Below are 15,924 nucleotides of genomic sequence, written 5' to 3' on the forward strand. Positions count from 1 at the left end.
TCAGCTGAGCAGAAGTCATCCGAGACTAGTATCACGCAGTACATGGGCTTCGAGGAGACCTTCCGCTCCGTCGGACTGACCCTCGCCCGCACCATCTCCTTCGCGTCGCACGCGTTCCTCTTCGGGTTGATCCCGCTGTTGTGGCTGGTCTTGCGCCCTTCCTTCATCGGTCTCGAAGGGGAGCCCTGGATGAAGTCACGGGCCCGCGTTTCGGATCGCCTCGAGGGGATGGTTCAGTCTGCGATGACCGCGACCGCGGTCGCGACCGCGGTCGCGCTGGTCCTCCAGTTCGCTCTCGTGTCCGAGGTGACCGGGGGAGAGATCACCTCCGAGCCGGTGTTCTCCGTGCTGGAGACTCGCTTCGGGCAGCTCTACCTCTTGCGGTTCCCTCTACTGGCCGGACTCGCCGTTCTCTTGACCGGAAAGGTCCGTCAGTGGAGCTTGTCGGGCGCCGGAGACGGAGGCCCCCCGGCGAGCAGGGCCTGGTGGATAGGTTGGGGTGCGCTCTCCTTCGGTCTCCTCGCCACCACCACGCTCTCGGGGCACGCGGCCGTGGGATCTCCCGTATTGCTCTCGATCTCGAACGACCTCTTGCATCTGGTGTGCGGTGCTACCTGGTTCACGGGGATCATCGTGCTCGCGCTGGTCGTTCCGGACGGGTGGCGCGGCCGCAGGCCCGAGGAGCGGGTCCGGTTGCTCGCCCCGGTCGTGCTGCGGTTCTCTCTGGTCGCTCTCGTCACGATCACGATCCTTGGGATCACCGGCACCGTGAACTCGCTGCTTCATGTGGGTGAGCTGAACGATCTCGTCGACACGACCTACGGCGCGACCTTGTTCGTCAAGATCGGGCTCTACCTCGGAGTTCTTGCGGTAGGTGGCGTCAACCACTTCTACGTTCGCCGGAAGCTGAACGTCGCCGTGGCTTCGGGTCGCGATGACGCGGTGCGCGGCTTGTTCAGGAAGACGATCGCCATCGAGCTGGTGCTCGCCCTCGGGATCATCGGCCTAACGGGTTTCCTGACGGGTGAGGCGCGTACCAAAGAGGTGGCGCCGACCGGATCGAGCCGCGGCGTTACTGCTGGCCCGACACCCTGAGGAACCAGCCGCCGAGGACGCCCATCACGAGCGAGAGGCCGAGGGCCAGCATCACGGCCTGACCATCGGGCGCTGTAGCGGCAGATTCACCGGCAGCCACCGGAGGTTGCGCCTCGCGCTCGTTCTTCTCGAGGATGTCCAAGAGACCGTGAGCTCCCGCGGCCCCGTGCTTCCCCCCGTGCTTCCCACCCTGTTTCCCGCCGTGCTTCCCGCCGTGCTTCCCGCCGTGGCGGGCGCCGTCCCGCCTCTGGTGTCCGGAAGAGGAGTGGTTGGTCCCGCCGCCGCCGTGGTTCATCGAGCTGTGGTCGGTGCCACCGCCGTGGTTGCGTGACGGGTGGCTGCCGCCCGAGCCGTCATGGCGACCGCCATGGTCTTGTCGCCCGGCGTGGCCGTCGTACTTGCCCCCGCCACCGCCGTGCTTGCCGTCGCTGTGCTTGCCGCCGCCGTGGTCGGTGTGGACCTCGCCACCGTCGCCGCATGAGGGCCCCTTGTGGACCATGAAGTCGAAGGTCCCCGTCTCCTGTCCGGTGAGGCCTCCGACGCCCTTGGCGAAGTAGGTGACCTCGTAGGTCCCGACCGGCTTCAAGGCGATCCCGACCGTCATCGTGTTGGCCTCGACCCGGACGTCTCCGTCGTCGATCGCGCGCCCGCACTGGTCTTTCACCGACAGGTCCGAGCTCGCGTCCAGAGGCTCGTCGAAGGTCACCTCGACCCGATCCGGGGCCCGCTCCATCATCTCGCCGTCCTCCGGCTCCGAGCTGACGTAGGTGGGCGCCATCGTCCCGGCCGCGGCAACCGGCGCCGCGAGCAAGGCGACGAACGCAGCTGCGATGAGGCTCGTGGTCCTCCAGGCTTTCATGACCCTCCTAGGGTCGCGCTTCGTGGGGCCTACGTTGCGGCCCCTGCGTTTCGGGTTCGCCGCGGCCCCTGCGGTTCCTGTGCTACGGGGGGTGGCCGAAGGGGGCTGGGCGTCAACCAGCATTCGTTTTCTGGCGACCATGCGTATGGGTGACCCAAAGTGACTACTTCACATATAGCCCAGCAGGGGGGTGCGGAATGGTCCATCTGGGCTATCGGTTTTCGCGTGGGCCCCATCTATGTTCGTCGGGCGGGAGCGCAGACGGCGCTCGAGGGCGCCGGCGCCGGCGACAGGAGGTTTCGGGGTGGAATTGTTGTTGGATCAAGACTGGAGGTCGCAGGCTGTCTGTGCGCAGACGGACCCCGATCTCTGGTTCTCACCCGGAGCGGTCGAGCACCGAGAGGCCAAAAAGATCTGCCGTGCGTGCCCGGTCCGGAAGCATTGCCTCTCCTACGCGCTCGAGGCTCCCGTCGATCACGGGGTCTGGGGCGGCCTCACCGAGAGGGAGCGCCGCCGCCAGCGGCGCCTCGCCGACCCGCTAGCCAGCTAGCCGCCCGAGCCCCGCCACCCGTCCGCCGCTTTTAGACAGAACGTCGGTCAAACGTGCGAGAGGGCTAGCTCCGCAGCGTGAGCTCCAGGATGACGCACTCGTCGCGCCAGCGGCGGGCGGTGTCCTCCGGTGTGCCCGGGATGTTGAGACGCTTCTCGGCGACCTTGTCGGCGATCTCGGTCCAGTCTTCGTCGGTGCCCCTGATGACCCGGACGTCCGCCCCCAGCTCGGCGACGTTCGCGCTCTTGCCCTTCCAGCGCAGGATCACGTCGCACTCCCGGATCCGTTCGGCCCCCGGGAGCACCTGCTGCCTCTCGCCCGATAGGACGTAGATCTTTCCTGCCTTCGCGTCGTAGAGGTACCAGACCGGCATCGTGTGTTCGCCCTCAGGGGTCCGCCAGCGCAGCCACATGATGGTCGACTTCTTCAGTGACTCCTGCACCGCGGGGCTGATCGAGGTCGCCTCGCGGATCTCGTACTCCTCGCCCCACTTCAGCTCGTCCGCGATCGAGTAGACGACGGTGTCCCAGGCTTGGTCGGTCGCCGTCATGAGGTACCAGTTCGCGTGCGCGAAGAAGTTGTGCACCGCGTCGCGCACGCTCTTGTGCTGTTCGTAGTAGTTGAGCTGGACCTCGCCGTCATCGCGCTCCGCGAAGAAGAAGAACCAACTGACGTAATCCGGCGAGAGGTAGCACTCGCCCCAGTGCACGCGCGGCTCCGGGATCTCGAGGTGGAGCGCGATCGAGCGCCCGGGGATCTCGGCCTGGAACGGCGTCCAGTAAGCCTGGATCATCCGACGTACGTGCTCTTCGACCGTCACGCGGAGCACTGCGGGCGCACCTTCCGGATCGCCGCTCTTGAGGCCGTGCCGGCCGATCTCACGCGCGACCTCGGCGAGGACGGGCGCGAGGCGCGTGTCGACGGGGCGGGCTTCGGAGATCGCCATTCAGTGCCCCACTACGAGAAGGGCGACTTCTCGAACGCGTGCCGGAGCATGAAGATCGCCGCCGGCGTGAACCCTGCGAGGAAGAGCACCAGCTGCGCGTAACCGAAGATCCGCTGGCGGACGACGAGGCCGGGCCAGAAGTCGAAGAGGATGATCCGCAGCCCGTTCAGTGCGTGGTACAGCGTCGCCGCGATCAGCGCGACCTCGAACGGCATGAACCACCACTGCTTGTAGAGAGCGATCGTCTCGTCGTATAGCTCGGGCCCGAAGCCGACCGCGAACGTGTCGACGATGTGACCGAACAGGAACGCCATCACGAGCACGCCGGTGATGCGGTGCGCGGCCCACGACCACTGGCCCATGCCGCCTCTGTAGGCGGGGCCTTTCTGGTCCTTCCGCAGCCGGAAGAGGCCGACCAGCATGTAGACGACGAACAGCCCGGAGCCTGCAGTGAGCAGGAACACGAGGCCCTCGATGCCACGAGCGGCGAGCTCCGTGCCGGTGAGTCCGAACATGGCTCGAATCCTATCCGGCGAACAGTTCGTCGGAGATGGCGACCAGTCCAGAAAAATCGACCGCCTCTTGTTCCAGATACGGAACCCGCGCCCAGCGGTGTCTCGGCACCTTCCGGGCGAGCGCCTCGAGGTTCCGCTCTTCCAGTCGCACAACGCGCATGAAGGCTTCGTGGTTGTCGAGCAACTTCGCGAGCACGCGGGCGTCGGGCTCGCCCTTCTCCAGCTTCGTGATCTGCCGCGGCTTCACGTCGATGTCGTCGCCGAAATGTGGATGGACCCGGTTCACGACGAGCGCACCGAACGGGAGCCCGGATTCGTTCAGCCTCGTCGCGAAGAACGTTGCCTCCGCGACAGAGTCCAGAGCCGGAGACGTGACGACGACGAACGAGGTGGCGTCCGAGCGCAAGAGGGCCGCGACGTCCGTCGCGCGCTGCTTGAACCCCTCGTACATCCCATCCAGGTTGCCGAAGAACTCCGCGGTGTCTTCCAGCACCTCGGCCCCCACGATCTTCTTGACCACGCGCAGGAACGTGGTGGCTGCAACGTTCGCCACCTTCATGAAACCTCCCGCGCCCTTCATGTACGGGAGCAGGAACCAGCGCAGCACGCGGCTCTCGAAGAAGTCCGTCATCCGCCTCGGCGCGTCCAAGAAGTCGAGAGCGTTGCGTGTAGGCGGCGTGTCGATGACGATCAGGTCGTAGCCACCGTCGGCGTGCAGCTCGTAGAGCTTCTCCATCGCCATGTATTCCTGTGTCCCCGACAGCGTTCCCGAGATATTCCGGTAGAAGCGGTTGGCGATGATGCGTTGCGCTTGCTCCGGCGTCGGCGCGTACTGCATCACGACGCGATCGAAGGTCGACTTCGTGTCGAGCATCATTGCGTACAGCTCGCCCTCGGGCTCGAGGCCCGCCGCGGCGAACTTGCGCGGGTTCACCTTCGACGGCTCGTCGGACAGCTCCTTCAGCCCGAGTGACGACGCGAGCCTCTTCGCGGGGTCGATCGTGAGCACCGCGGTCTTCTTGCCCTCAAGTGCGGCCTGCAGCGCGATGGCCGCCGCGGTCGTCGTCTTGCCGACGCCGCCGGAGCCGGCGCACACGATCACCTCTTTGTTCTGGATGATCTCTCGGATGATGTTCATCTTCGGCCTGGCGGTCATAGGTCCGCCACCTTGTCTTCGACCACGTCGGCGAGCGTCTCGATGTCAGGCAACGCGAGCCCCGCGGAGAACAGGAACGGGAGCTCCACCACCGGGTCCTCGATCCCCTTTCGCAGCGCGCGCAGGTGCTTCGCCTGGATCGACCGCCGCGCCTCCAGGAAGCGGGCGTAACCGACGAGCGAGTTCAGGTCCTCTTTGTCCAGACGCAGCCCCACCTCGGCGGCGGCCATCTTCAGCTCGCGCGGGTTGTCGTCCGCCATCACGTCCTCCAACGTCGCCTGCTCCTCGTCTGTTAAGAGCTCCTGGTAGACGGCGTTCGCGAACACGGCGCCCGGGTTGAGGCCGATCCTGTTGGTGATCGCTTCGGAGGTCTCCAGCGTCTCGCTGACCGGCATCTCCTCCGGGAGGGTCACGAGGTGGACGCGCGACCGTTTCGGGTCCCGCAGCATCTGCACCAGCCAGTCCGACTGCCGCCGCACCGGGCCGACCCGCAACGCATCCGAGAGACCCATGGGCGCGGACAGGAACGTGAGCATGTGCCCCGCCGCGGGAGCGTCGACCACGATCGTGTCGAAATCCCGCGGCGCCCGGCCGCCCTGCCGCCCTTGCTCGAGGAACCAGATCTTCCCGAGCACGAGGATGTCCTTGAGCCCGGGGGCCGCCGTGGTGATGTAGTCGACGAAGTGCGTGCTTGTGAACACCTTCGAGACGCGCTTCATGTGGTACTGGACGTCGAGGTACTCCGCCAGCGCCTGCTCCGGCACGATGTTCATGCCCCACACGCCCGGCGCGATCTCTGACGGGTCGTAGCCGAGATCGCTGCCGCCGAACAACCTCGGCAGCGTTCCCTTGCGGTCGACCTCGGCGATGCAGACGCGGCGGCCCTGGCGCGCCGCGACCAGCGCGAGGGCCGCGGACACCGTGGTCTTACCGACGCCGCCCTTGCCCGACACGATCAGGATCTTCGGGTCGAGGAACTGATCCAGGAGCATCCCCGCAGCGTACCCATCGCTCTGTTTTGCACTGCGTCCCGCGCGCCGCGCCTCCACCGGCTCGAGGACTACTCAAGAATGACTAGTCCGCCGCCGATTAGGAACGGGAAGACGCCAAGGGACAGGAGCGGAGACATGATGAAGCTGAGAGGTGTGTTCCTCGGCATCGTCATGGCGGCCGTTGCCGTCGGTTTCGCCGCGGCCATGCCCGGAGCGATGTCGGTCTCCGACAAGACCACGACGGAAGAGGTCGAGCCCGCCAAGACGGACAGGTCGAAAGCGCCGAAGGATCACGTCGAGGACTACGGCGACCGGGAGACGCTCGCCGAAGAGGATGACTCCGGCGCCGACAAGTCCGAGGCCGAAAAGGCCGGGGACAACCACGGAGCGGTCGTGTCGGTCGTCGCCAAGTGCGACGTGAAGGGTCGCTTCCACGGCGAGGCCGTTCGCTCGATCGCTCAGGACAAGGGCGCGACCGCCGCCGACGCCGAGGCCGCCTGCGAGGCAGCCAAGGCCGCCGCCGCAGCCGCCAGCGAGACGCACGGCAAGCCTGCTACGGCAGGTTCCGGCGCCGGCAAACCCGCTTCGGCCGCCTCCAGGGCACCGAAGCCCGCCAAGCCGGAGAAGGCTCCCAAGCCCGCACCGGCCCCGGCCACCCAGACCGAGGAAGCGCCGCCCGCAGGCCAGGGACCCCCCGAAGACCAGGGACCCCCCGAAGACCAGGGACCCCCCGAAGACCAGGGCCCGCCCGCCGACGCCGGGAACTCGCACAAGCCTTAGCGCCACCCAGCGGGCCACCTTTGTACCGAAGCGTGTGCCCGACCGCGTTTGTGTCCGAAAGTCGTGCGTCTGCTGCCAGCGTTCACGGTGCAGCTTCGCGTTCTGCTGCTCAGGTGCGACCATTGATGCATGGCCGCTCGCTTCGTTCGCTTCGGGATCGTCGCCGTCGTCGTAGCGGCCCTGCTGGGACCGCTGGCCTCGAACGGTCTCGCACAGAACGACCCCGCCGCCACCATCGATCTCGTCGAGGTCACGGGCGTCATAGACCAGCCCACCGCCGACTACCTCCAGGCGCGCCTGCAGGGCGCTCAGGACGATGGCGTGCAGGCCATCGTCATCCAGCTCGACACCCCCGGCGGCCTCGACGTGGCGATGCGCGAGATCACCGAGGAGATGCTGAACTCCAGCGTCCCGGTGATCGTGTGGGTCGCGCCGCGCGGCGCTAGGGCGGCATCGGCCGGAACCTTCATCGCCTACGCCGCCCACCTCGCCTACATGGCCGAGGCCACGGAGATCGGCGCCGCAACGCCGGTCAACCTCGGAGGCGGAGACACCCTCGACTCGAAGGTGACGAGCGACGCGGCTGCCTACATCAGAGCCCTCGCCCAGGCCAACGAGCGCAACGCGGAGTGGGCCGAGCAAGCGGTAACCGAAGCGGCTTCGCTCAGCGCGGATGAAGCCGTGGACATCGGGGTGGTCAATGGATCCGCGTCGTCGCTGGGCGATCTCCTCCGGATCCTGGACGGGGAGGAGGTCGAAGCCGCGGACGCAGGAACCGTCACGCTCGAGACGTGGGACGAGGCCGCGGGCACCCCGACCGTGACGATCCGCTTCCAGGAGATGAACCTGGTGCAGCGCCTCCTCCACGCGGTGACCCGGCCCGACGTCGCGTTCCTGCTCTTGTTGGTGGGGATGTTCGGCCTGATCTTCGAGCTCTACAACCCCGGCATCGGCCTCGCCGGGATCATCGGCGCGGTCTGCCTCCTGTTGGGGTTCTACGCGCTCAGCGTGCTGCCGACGAACTGGGTCGGCGTCCTGCTCGTCGTGCTCGCCGTCGTCTTCTTCTTGGTCGACGTGCACACCGCGGGACTCGGCGTGTGGACGGTGGGAGGCGTCGCCGCGCTCATCACGGGCGCCCTGTTGCTGTTCTCGGACGCGGCCCCGGCGCTGAGGCTCGACCTCTGGGTCATCGGGGCCGCGCTTTTCGGAACGCTGGTCTTCTTCATCTCCGTCATGACGGCGGCGCTGCGCGTGCGCTTGCGGCGCCCGATCACGGGCCAGGAGGGCATCATCGGCCAGATCGCCGAAGCTCGAACCGACATCGCGCCGGAGGGCACGGTGTTCACCAACGGCACGCTGTGGCGGGCGCGCACGATGGAGACCGGGATCGCCGCGGGCTCCAAGGTCGAGGTGAAAGCGACGGAGGGACTCGTGTTACTGGTTGAGCCGCTTCACGAACACGCACAGTCGTCTGACTAGGAGGAAGAGATGGAGCTGCTGGTTCTGATCGGGATCGTGTTCGTGATCATCGTGTTGGCCTCTTCGATCCGCATCGTTCAGGAGTACGAGAAGGGCGTCATCTTCCGCATCGGTCGCGTCATCGGTGCAAAGGGGCCGGGCCTGTTCTTCGTGATCCCGATCATCGACCGGATGGTGAAAGCGAACCTGCAGACGGTGACACTGGACATCCCGCCCCAAGACGTCATCACGAAGGACAACGTCACCGTGCGCGTTAACGCGGTGTGCTACTTCAGGGTCTTCGACGCGGTCAAAGCGGTCGTCGAGGTGCAGAACTATCTGTACGCGACGTCGCAGATCGCGCAGACGACCTTGCGCGCGGTGCTTTCCAAGGTCGATCTCGACCAGATCCTGACCGAGCGGGACGAGCTCAACATCGAGATCCAGCGCATCATCGACGACGTGTCGGATCCGTGGGGAATCAAGGTCGAGCGCGTCGAGATCAAAGACGTCGACCTACCGCAGGAGATGCAGCGCGCGATGGCCAAGCAGGCCGAGGCCGAGCGGGAGCGACGCTCGAAGATCATCGCCGCTGAGGGTGAGTTCCAAGCCTCTGAGAAGTTGGCGCAGGCCGCAGAGGTCATCTCTCGCCACCCGATCGCCTACCAGCTGAGATACCTGCAGACCGTCACCGATGTCTCGGCCGAGAAGAACTCGACGCTCGTGATCCCGATCCCGATCGAGCTGCTGGCCCCCTTCAAAGCAGCCTTCGGCGAAGACGCGAGCACCTTCACCACGCCCACCTAACCCGCCGCTGTGGCTTCGGCCACGCTCGCTCGGTGGTCGCGCGTTGTTTGTGTTGGACGTGGCTCCCGATGAGCGGCATGCGGTAGCCGCGACTTACATCCCAAAGAAGGCGAGGATCGTGGGCGCGGCGAGGTGGTGGTTTGAGGGGCTAGGCGCGGCGCAGGGTGAAGAGGTTCGTCTTCTGCGTGTAGCCGTTCTCTTCGACCCGGGCGCAGGTGGTGTCCGCGGCCACCTTCCACGCGTAGGCGTCGGCCATGGCCTTGCCCGGCGGCGTGTAGTCCTTGATCTTGATCTTGACCTGGGCTTTGCCCTCGGCGTTCGTCACGGCGTGACCGAACAGGAAGACGTCGCCGATCCGGAGCCCGATGCCGACATTGGCGCCCTCGGCGGGGAACGACTGCGGAGGCTCTTGCTCGATGCCCCCACCCACGGGATCCTCGTGCGCCGGCCGCGTCACTAGCACGTTGACCTTCGCGACGTCGCCGATCCTGTAGCTCGGCTTGTCCGCCCTGACCTCCAGGTGGTAGGTGCGCAGCCCGACGACCTCCAGATTGCCGCTGCGCATCTTGGCCCGGACATCGCCGGAAGAGCAGGCGCCGGCGGGCGAAACCGGAGCGAGCGCGAGCGCACCGGCCACGAGGGCCGTTGCTGCGATCAGGCTCGTCCGTCTACGCATGACGTTCAGTATCCCCGTTTCAGTGCTCGTCGTGTCCGCCGAATTCGAACAGGTCCATCGGGTTGTGCGGGGCGTTCACGATCGGGAGGACGAGGCGGGTCTTACCCTGCTCCCAGTGGACCCGGACCTTCGTGCAAGCGACGCTGGTGCAGGGGTACGGCTTCGGAAGCGCCCACTCGTTGATCTCGGTCTGGATCTGCAGACCGATGTAGTGGCCCTTCTTGAAGACGTAGTCGGTCGGCTTCTCCACCACCGTCATGCCGAAGGGGACGCCCGGCTTGATCGGGACCTGCTTGTCGAGCCCGTTGCGGTAGCGGGAGTCTAGGAAGCCGCGGGTGATCGCCTGAGTGGAGCGCGGCAGACACGTCGGGTCCGTGTTGTGCTGGTTGGCCACCTGCGTGTGACACGCCGGGTCGATGTCGACGATCGACGGCGTCATCGTGATCCACTCGCGATCCGAGCTCGACCAGACCTTAACCTTGATCTCGCCGAAGATCCTCGTGTCCCTCTTCAGGTGCGGCGTCTCGAACCAGAACCAGTCGTGGTTGCTGCGGGCATGGTGGTTGGCGTGGGTTTCGGTGTTGATGCCGGCGGAGGTGAACTCTGCGGGCGTCGAGTTCGGCGTCACGATCGGCTTGGTCGGAAGCAGCTTCCACTGGTAGTCGGTCGGACTCGTCTTGGCGGTCTCCTGCGCGATCAGCTCGACGTTGCGGGTCTTGAACGCGCTCGGCGCAGACAGGTAGTCGAGCGGTCCGTCGTAGTCGGCGGTCTCGCTGACGATGCGCGACAGGTTCTCGATACCGTTGTCGACGCCCTTCAGGTAGTGGTCCATCCACTGGTGGAGGACCTTGTCGTACTGCCCGTCCGGCGTGCCGTGACCCATGTAGCGGTCGCCCATGTAGAGCGTCTTCTTCGGAGCGTTCTTGAGGGCGTGGAAGAGGTTCCAGGCCTCTTCCTGCTTGACGTTCCAGTCGCCCCAGTTGTGGGCGACCATCACGGGGATGTCGATCTTGTCGGCGTCGCGCAGGTAGTCGCGCTCGATCCAGAACTTGTCGTAGTCCGGCGTCTCGTCGTAGCCCTTCTCGGTGTGCTGGATCTCTTCGCACGGCCTCACGTTGTCGGAGAAGCGCCCGGCGAAGTCCTCGTTCTGTACGTCGATCGGGGGAGGCACCGCGAGGCCGAAGTCGAAAGCGAGCGGCGTGTCGAAGCCCTCGTCGGTCGGGTGCTCGCTGTTCAGGAAGTAGCGCATGCCGCCCGAGTAGGCGTAGCCGTACCAGCGGGAGATGGCCGCCTCGGGGACGATCGTGGTCAGATGCGGCGGGTTCATGACGGCGGCGGCGGTCGCCGTGGTGCCCTCGTAGGAGGCTCCGAACATGCCGACCTTGCCGGTCGACCACTTCTGCTTGGCGATCCACTCGACCAGGTCGTAGGCGCTCTTCTTCTCGCGGTCGCCGCCGTAGTCGTAGCAGCCACCCGAGTTACCGGTTCCGACGACGTCGGCCCAGATGCGGGCATAGCCCTCTGGAACCCACTCGGCTGCGTCTCGGCCGCGCCGGAAGCTGCTGGGCTCGTCGGGGTTTGCGCCGAGCATCCAGTAAGGGGAGTAGGTGAAGAGGCCGGGAGCCTTCACGATCTTGCCGTCGCGGGTGGGGTGGACGACCTCGACGTAGATCTTGCCCACGCGGGTCTTCACGATGTAGCTCTTGCGCTCCATGCCGAAGGGCTCGGCGGCGGGTGCTGCGGGGGCCGCGAACAGGCCGGCCAGCAACGTCGCTGCCAGGGCCATCGCTACGGTCCAGTGGCGTCGCATCCAGCGGTCCCCTTCCAAAGATGTCCGTTTCGTTCGTATTTATTCGAACGTCAGAGGGCCCCCGGATGTTCCCTGATTCGGTCCCTCGAAGCGAAGGTTCTCCCCCTCGCAGCGGAGTCCTTCACCGCCTGGTGACCTGCTTATTCGCGTTTTGAGGCCGCTTCCGGCAGGGGGTTCGAGCCGGGACTTGAGGGTAAGCAGATGGAGCGGCAGATCGGGTGGGTCTAACATCGCCGCGACCGGGACCCGGAGGCTCACAGGGGGAGGCTCATGAACATCTCTTTCAATAGGTCCGAGCGGCCCACGCTGGGGGCCGAGATCGAGGTCCAGCTGGTCGACGAATCCGGGGCGCTCGCCACCGACACGGCCGCGACCAAGATCCTGTCCGAGCTCGGCGACGACCGCTGGTACAAGCACGAGCTCCTCGAGTGCTGCATCGAGGTCATCACCGACATCTGTCCCACGGTCGGCGCCGTGAGGCGAGACCTGGGTGACAAGCTCGAGCGGTTGATCGACGTCTCGGAGGGCCTCGGCTATCGCGTTATCTGCACCGGCACCCACCCCTTCTCGTCCTGGCGCGACCAGACCGTCTCACCGGACCCCCGCTACCACCGTCTGATCGAGAACTGCCAGTGGACCGCGCGGCGCCTGCTGATCTTCGGCGTGCACACGCACGTCGGCGTCGGCTCCGGCGAAGAGGCGATCGCGATCTCCAACAGCCTCTCGACCTTCATCCCGCACTTCCTGGCGCTGTCGTCGTCGTCGCCGTTCTGGCAGGGCCGCGACACCGGCCTGGCGTCGGTGCGTTCGAAGGTGTTCGAGTCGCTGCCCACCGCGGGGTTGCCGTACCAGCTCGACAACTGGGGCGAGTTCCAGCGCTTCATGCGGACGCTGATCGGCGCCGGCACGATCCGCAGCATCCGGGAGGTGTGGTGGGACATCCGCCCGCACCCCGGCTTCGGCACGCTCGAGCTACGGATCTGCGACGGGACGCCGACGATGGAGGAGCTGTGCTCGCTCGTCGCCCTGTCGCAGTCGCTTGTCGTGTGGCTGGGGGATCGGTACAACTCGGGTCTCGACCTGTTCCAGCACCAGTCCTGGACCATCCGCGAGAACAAGTGGCGGGCCGCGCGGTACGGGCTCGACGCGGAGATCATCCGCGACGAGGAGGGCAACCTCATGTCGCTGCGTCGCTCGATCGGCGACCTCATCGAGCGCCTGGAGCCGGTGGCCGAGAAGCTGGGGTGTCTGGAGGACCTGATGGGGATCAACCAGATGCTCGAGCGCGGCACCTCCGCCACGAGGCAGCGCGAGGTCTATCACGCCACCAAGGACCTCTCAGCGGTCGTGGACTCGCTGGTGAACGAGATGAAGACCGGGAAGCCGGCGCCGCTGGTGGGCCGCTCGCTGCCGGGAGGCACGGTCGACCACGGCACCCCGATAGCCGGCGAGTAACGCGTCTTTGTGCAACCGTGGTCGCTTAGCGACCATAGATGCACAAAGAGCTGCGTTAGGGCTTCGGGCCGAGCGCGCGTAGGTCGCCCTGGCGCCGGGTCGCGCCCGTGCTATCGAGCCATTCGCACAGCGGGACCGCGTACTTCCTCGTGGTTCCCAGCAGGTCCCGGATCTGCGCGACGGTGACCGGGCCCTCTTGCTCTATCCGTTGGCGGACCAGTCTCCGGGCCTGCGCGGCCTGCTCGGCCGTCAGATAGAACCCCTCGATCCTGACGAGCTCGCCCGACTCCGTCAGCGACCGCAGCAGCCGCGGCTCCGCGTTCAGCTCCGCCACAAAGGGGGGCTGGAACCCGGCAGACGAGATCGCGGCCAGCACCCGGTCCCGCACCTCCTGCTGCTGTGGCGTCAGCCCGACCTGATGACACGCCAGCCGCACGCCGGCCCCCTCTTCGACGATGCCTTCCGTGCGCGCGATCAATGCGTCGAACACATCGAGCTCGAGGCCGAGCTCGGCTCGCAGCGCCTGGCGGGCCATCGCCCGTTCCAATGGATGCGCCACGTGATGCCGATCTAGCGCCTGGCGGGCGGAAGCCTCCAGCTCCCCCAGCCGCTCATCCGAGACGAGGAGCGGCCCCAGCGCCGCCACCTCTGCCGGCACTGCGGCGGCTCCCGAGCGCGCCAGCGCCTCTGACGCGGCCAGCGCGCCGGTCGACCTCACCAGCGCCCGCAAGGCACCGGTCGCCTCGCCGCGACGCAGCTCGCCCAGCAGAGACAGGCGCCGCTCGTCGCCGCGCCGCGCCGCCTCCGGCAGCGGGTCCAGCACCACGCCGCCCCCGAGGGTCAGCACCCGTCCCGCGTCCCGCAGCACGAACCGGTCCCCACGACCCAGCGGCAACGGCTCCCTCAGGTACAGCTGCGCGAACCCCTCTTCGCCAGACGACAGCCGCGACCCCCCCAGCAACTTGAGCCGCACCGGCGTCTCGGCCGAGCCCACGTACAGCAGGTGGGCGCCCTTCTCCGTGAGCTCGTGCTGGCGCCCGGACACGGCCGCCGGAGACACGCGCACCAGCGCGTCCACCCGAGCCGTCACCCGCCACGAACGCGGCCTCACCACCGCGTCGCCGCGCTCGGCCCCCTCGCGCTCGAGCCCCGCCAGGTTGAGAGCCACGCGGTTGCCCGGCCCGATCTCCGGGACCTCCCGCTTGTGGCTCTGGATCGTGCGCACCCGCGCCCGCCGGCCCTCGGGCGCGATCTCCACCTCGTCGCCCGCCGCCAGACCGCCGCCCATCAACGTCCCCGTCACCACGGTGCCGGAGCCGGCGATCGTGAAGACGCGATCCACCCACAGCCGCGGCCGTCCCTCGTCAACCGCAGCGGGGGCCGCGGCCAGCGCACGGTCGACTTCAACCAGCAACTCGCCGATTCCGTCGCCCGTGACCGCCGAGCACGCCACTACCGGCGCCCCCGCCAGAGACGACGGCGCGAGCTTCTCCTCCACCTCGGCCCGCGCCAGCTCGAGCGTGTCCGCATCCACGAGATCGCTCTTTGTGAGCGCCACCACCCCGTGCGACACCCCCAGCACGTCGATGATCGCCAGATGCTCGGCGGACTGCGGCTTCCAGCCCTCGTTGGCGGCGACCACAAAGAGGCACACCGAGACGCCCCCGGCCCCCGACAGCATGTTCTTGATGAACCGCTCGTGACCCGGCACGTCGATGAGGCCAACCTCTCGCCCGGACGGCAGCGGAACCCAGGCGAAGCCGAGGTCGATCGTCATCCCGCGCCGTTTCTCTTCCGCGAAACGATCCGGATCGATCCCCGTCAGCCGCTCGACCAGCGTGGACTTCCCGTGGTCGACATGCCCCGCGGTCCCGAGAACGTGCATGTCGCAACGATAGATACTCAGCAGCGCCTGACGCGCGAGCTGCATCGCCTTCTGCGCCGCGAAAGCGCGCTGCGGGCGCGTTGCGTAGAAAACTAGGAGAAGTGGGTAGAGGGGGGCGATGACCATTGCGGCCCTCTTAGACGTCGACGGCACCCTCGTCGACACCAACTACCAGCACGTCGTGGCGTGGCACCGCGCCTTCCGCCAGAACGGCCAGATCGTCCCCGCGTGGAAGATCCACCGTCACGTCGGCATGGGCGGCGACCACCTGGTGAAGACGCTCTGCGGCGAAGAGGTCGAAGAGAAGCTGGGCGACGACATCCGAGCGGCCGAGAAGGCGCTGTATCTCACCTTCATCGAGGAGGTCGAGCCGTTCGAAGGGGCCGTTGAACTGATCCGCGACCTCAAAGAGCGCGGCCATCCCGTCGTCCTCTCAAGCTCTGCCAAGGGCAACGAGGTCGACCACTACCTCGACCTGCTGGACATGCGCGACCTGATCGACGGCTGGACGATGTCCGACGATGTCGACGCGACCAAGCCCGAGCCCGACCTGATCCAGGTCGCCCTGAAGAAGTCGGGCGCGGATGACGCCGTGATGGTCGGTGACTCCACCTGGGACTGCGAGGCCGCGAAGAACGCGGGCCTGAAGACGATCGGGCTGCTGACCGGAGGCTTTTCCGAATCCGAGCTTCGAGACGTCGGCGCCATCGCGGTCTTCGAGTCGCTCCCCGACCTGCGCCAGAAGCTGGACGACACCCCGCTCGCCTAAACCTTTCGCTCGACCGCGCTTATCGGGTTCATCGCCGATCTGGCACCGTGCGCCCGGATGCTCGGTGCCGTACTGCCGCAAGGGGTCCAGGTTGACCAGCACACACACGGCCGCCCGGCTGTAGGGCGACGTCCGTAACGCTCCCGTAACGGCCAGCGGAGACAATGACAC

15 protein-coding genes are annotated in these 15,924 nt (G+C 66.9%); 7 read left to right on the forward strand and 8 right to left on the reverse strand.

The genetic code is table 11. The annotated features are described in order from the left end of the window. Window positions 1-42: 42 nt before the first annotated feature. A complete protein-coding gene (locus M3N53_05515) occupies window positions 43-1,095 on the forward strand; it encodes a CopD family protein (GenBank protein MDP9067788.1) in 1,053 nt (350 codons plus the stop codon). Here the strand turns inward: M3N53_05515 and M3N53_05520 are convergent. Further along, on the reverse strand, window positions 1,073-1,954 hold the full coding sequence (locus M3N53_05520; GenBank protein MDP9067789.1) for a copper resistance protein CopC: 882 nt from the start codon (window positions 1,952-1,954) through the stop codon (window positions 1,073-1,075). The genes M3N53_05515 and M3N53_05520 overlap by 23 nt on opposite strands. A gap of 238 nt (window positions 1,955-2,192) precedes the next feature. Between M3N53_05520 and M3N53_05525 the strand changes: the two genes are divergently transcribed. Continuing rightward, complete coding sequence (locus M3N53_05525) at window positions 2,193-2,504, forward strand: WhiB family transcriptional regulator (protein ID MDP9067790.1); 312 nt, start codon at window positions 2,193-2,195, stop codon at window positions 2,502-2,504. 64 nt (window positions 2,505-2,568) lie between these two features. On the opposite strand, the gene M3N53_05530 is transcribed toward M3N53_05525, so the two are convergent. The 4 genes from M3N53_05530 to M3N53_05545 are packed head-to-tail and all read right to left on the reverse strand — an operon-like array spanning window position 2,569 to window position 6,113. Beyond that, a complete protein-coding gene (locus M3N53_05530; protein ID MDP9067791.1) occupies window positions 2,569-3,450 on the reverse strand; it encodes a hypothetical protein in 882 nt (293 codons plus the stop codon). 11 nt (window positions 3,451-3,461) lie between these two features. After that, entirely contained in the window at window positions 3,462-3,965 is a 504-nt protein-coding gene (gene sdhC / locus M3N53_05535; protein ID MDP9067792.1) for a succinate dehydrogenase, cytochrome b556 subunit, read from the reverse strand. A 10-nt stretch (window positions 3,966-3,975) separates the two neighbouring features. Then, the gene (locus M3N53_05540; protein ID MDP9067793.1) at window positions 3,976-5,121 is read right to left on the reverse strand and encodes an AAA family ATPase; all 1,146 of its coding nucleotides are present in this window, start codon (window positions 5,119-5,121) and stop codon (window positions 3,976-3,978) included. After that, window positions 5,118-6,113, reverse strand: a complete 996-nt coding sequence (locus M3N53_05545; GenBank protein ID MDP9067794.1) for an ArsA family ATPase — start codon at window positions 6,111-6,113, stop codon at window positions 5,118-5,120. Before M3N53_05545 ends, M3N53_05540 begins: the two co-directional genes overlap by 4 nt. 135 nt (window positions 6,114-6,248) lie before the next feature. Between M3N53_05545 and M3N53_05550 the strand changes: the two genes are divergently transcribed. The 3 genes from M3N53_05550 to M3N53_05560 all read left to right on the forward strand — a co-directional run bounded on the left by M3N53_05550 (window position 6,249) and on the right by M3N53_05560 (window position 9,158). Next, a complete protein-coding gene (locus M3N53_05550) occupies window positions 6,249-6,893 on the forward strand; it encodes a hypothetical protein (protein MDP9067795.1) in 645 nt (214 codons plus the stop codon). A gap of 129 nt (window positions 6,894-7,022) precedes the next feature. Then, complete coding sequence (locus M3N53_05555) at window positions 7,023-8,372, forward strand: nodulation protein NfeD (GenBank protein ID MDP9067796.1); 1,350 nt, start codon at window positions 7,023-7,025, stop codon at window positions 8,370-8,372. A gap of 9 nt (window positions 8,373-8,381) precedes the next feature. Beyond that, the gene (locus M3N53_05560) at window positions 8,382-9,158 is read left to right on the forward strand and encodes a slipin family protein (protein MDP9067797.1); all 777 of its coding nucleotides are present in this window, start codon (window positions 8,382-8,384) and stop codon (window positions 9,156-9,158) included. Window positions 9,159-9,306: 148 nt separating this feature from the next. On the opposite strand, the gene M3N53_05565 is transcribed toward M3N53_05560, so the two are convergent. Beyond that, a complete protein-coding gene (locus tag M3N53_05565) occupies window positions 9,307-9,834 on the reverse strand; it encodes a hypothetical protein (GenBank protein ID MDP9067798.1) in 528 nt (175 codons plus the stop codon). Window positions 9,835-9,853: 19 nt separating this feature from the next. After that, window positions 9,854-11,644: a CocE/NonD family hydrolase gene (locus M3N53_05570; protein MDP9067799.1), complete on the reverse strand. Its 1,791-nt coding sequence runs from the start codon at window positions 11,642-11,644 to the stop codon at window positions 9,854-9,856. 270 nt (window positions 11,645-11,914) lie between these two features. Between M3N53_05570 and M3N53_05575 the strand changes: the two genes are divergently transcribed. After that, entirely contained in the window at window positions 11,915-13,099 is a 1,185-nt protein-coding gene (locus tag M3N53_05575) for a glutamate--cysteine ligase (protein MDP9067800.1), read from the forward strand. Window positions 13,100-13,154: 55 nt separating this feature from the next. Here M3N53_05575 and selB read toward each other — a convergent pair whose 3' ends face one another. Continuing rightward, entirely contained in the window at window positions 13,155-15,110 is a 1,956-nt protein-coding gene (gene selB, locus M3N53_05580) for a selenocysteine-specific translation elongation factor (GenBank protein ID MDP9067801.1), read from the reverse strand. Between selB and M3N53_05585 the strand changes: the two genes are divergently transcribed. After that, window positions 15,103-15,753, forward strand: a complete 651-nt coding sequence (locus tag M3N53_05585) for an HAD family hydrolase (GenBank protein MDP9067802.1) — start codon at window positions 15,103-15,105, stop codon at window positions 15,751-15,753. The genes selB and M3N53_05585 overlap by 8 nt on opposite strands. Window positions 15,754-15,924: the final 171 nt, after the last annotated feature.

This window comes from Actinomycetota bacterium (genome assembly GCA_030776625.1).
Classification (GTDB): Bacteria; Actinomycetota; CADDZG01; order CADDZG01; family WHSQ01; genus MB1-2.

Bases quoted from the DNA above. Each gene is read 5' to 3' on its own strand.
- selB (MDP9067801.1), bottom strand. From the start codon at position 15,110: ATGGTCATCGCCCCCCTCTACCCACTTCTCCTAGTTTTCTACGCAACG.
- M3N53_05545 (MDP9067794.1), bottom strand. From the start codon at position 6,113: ATGCTCCTGGATCAGTTCCTCGACCCGAAGATCCTGATCGTGTCGGGC.
- M3N53_05540 (MDP9067793.1), bottom strand. From the start codon at position 5,121: ATGACCGCCAGGCCGAAGATGAACATCATCCGAGAGATCATCCAGAAC.
- M3N53_05515 (MDP9067788.1), top strand. From the start codon at position 43: ATGGGCTTCGAGGAGACCTTCCGCTCCGTCGGACTGACCCTCGCCCGC.
- M3N53_05550 (MDP9067795.1), top strand. From the start codon at position 6,249: ATGATGAAGCTGAGAGGTGTGTTCCTCGGCATCGTCATGGCGGCCGTT.
- M3N53_05525 (MDP9067790.1), top strand. From the start codon at position 2,193: ATGTTCGTCGGGCGGGAGCGCAGACGGCGCTCGAGGGCGCCGGCGCCG.
- M3N53_05530 (MDP9067791.1), bottom strand. From the start codon at position 3,450: ATGGCGATCTCCGAAGCCCGCCCCGTCGACACGCGCCTCGCGCCCGTC.
- M3N53_05570 (MDP9067799.1), bottom strand. From the start codon at position 11,644: ATGCGACGCCACTGGACCGTAGCGATGGCCCTGGCAGCGACGTTGCTG.
- M3N53_05555 (MDP9067796.1), top strand. From the start codon at position 7,023: ATGGCCGCTCGCTTCGTTCGCTTCGGGATCGTCGCCGTCGTCGTAGCG.
- M3N53_05565 (MDP9067798.1), bottom strand. From the start codon at position 9,834: ATGCGTAGACGGACGAGCCTGATCGCAGCAACGGCCCTCGTGGCCGGT.
- sdhC (MDP9067792.1), bottom strand. From the start codon at position 3,965: ATGTTCGGACTCACCGGCACGGAGCTCGCCGCTCGTGGCATCGAGGGC.
- M3N53_05575 (MDP9067800.1), top strand. From the start codon at position 11,915: ATGAACATCTCTTTCAATAGGTCCGAGCGGCCCACGCTGGGGGCCGAG.
- M3N53_05585 (MDP9067802.1), top strand. From the start codon at position 15,103: ATGACCATTGCGGCCCTCTTAGACGTCGACGGCACCCTCGTCGACACC.
- M3N53_05560 (MDP9067797.1), top strand. From the start codon at position 8,382: ATGGAGCTGCTGGTTCTGATCGGGATCGTGTTCGTGATCATCGTGTTG.
- M3N53_05520 (MDP9067789.1), bottom strand. From the start codon at position 1,954: ATGAAAGCCTGGAGGACCACGAGCCTCATCGCAGCTGCGTTCGTCGCC.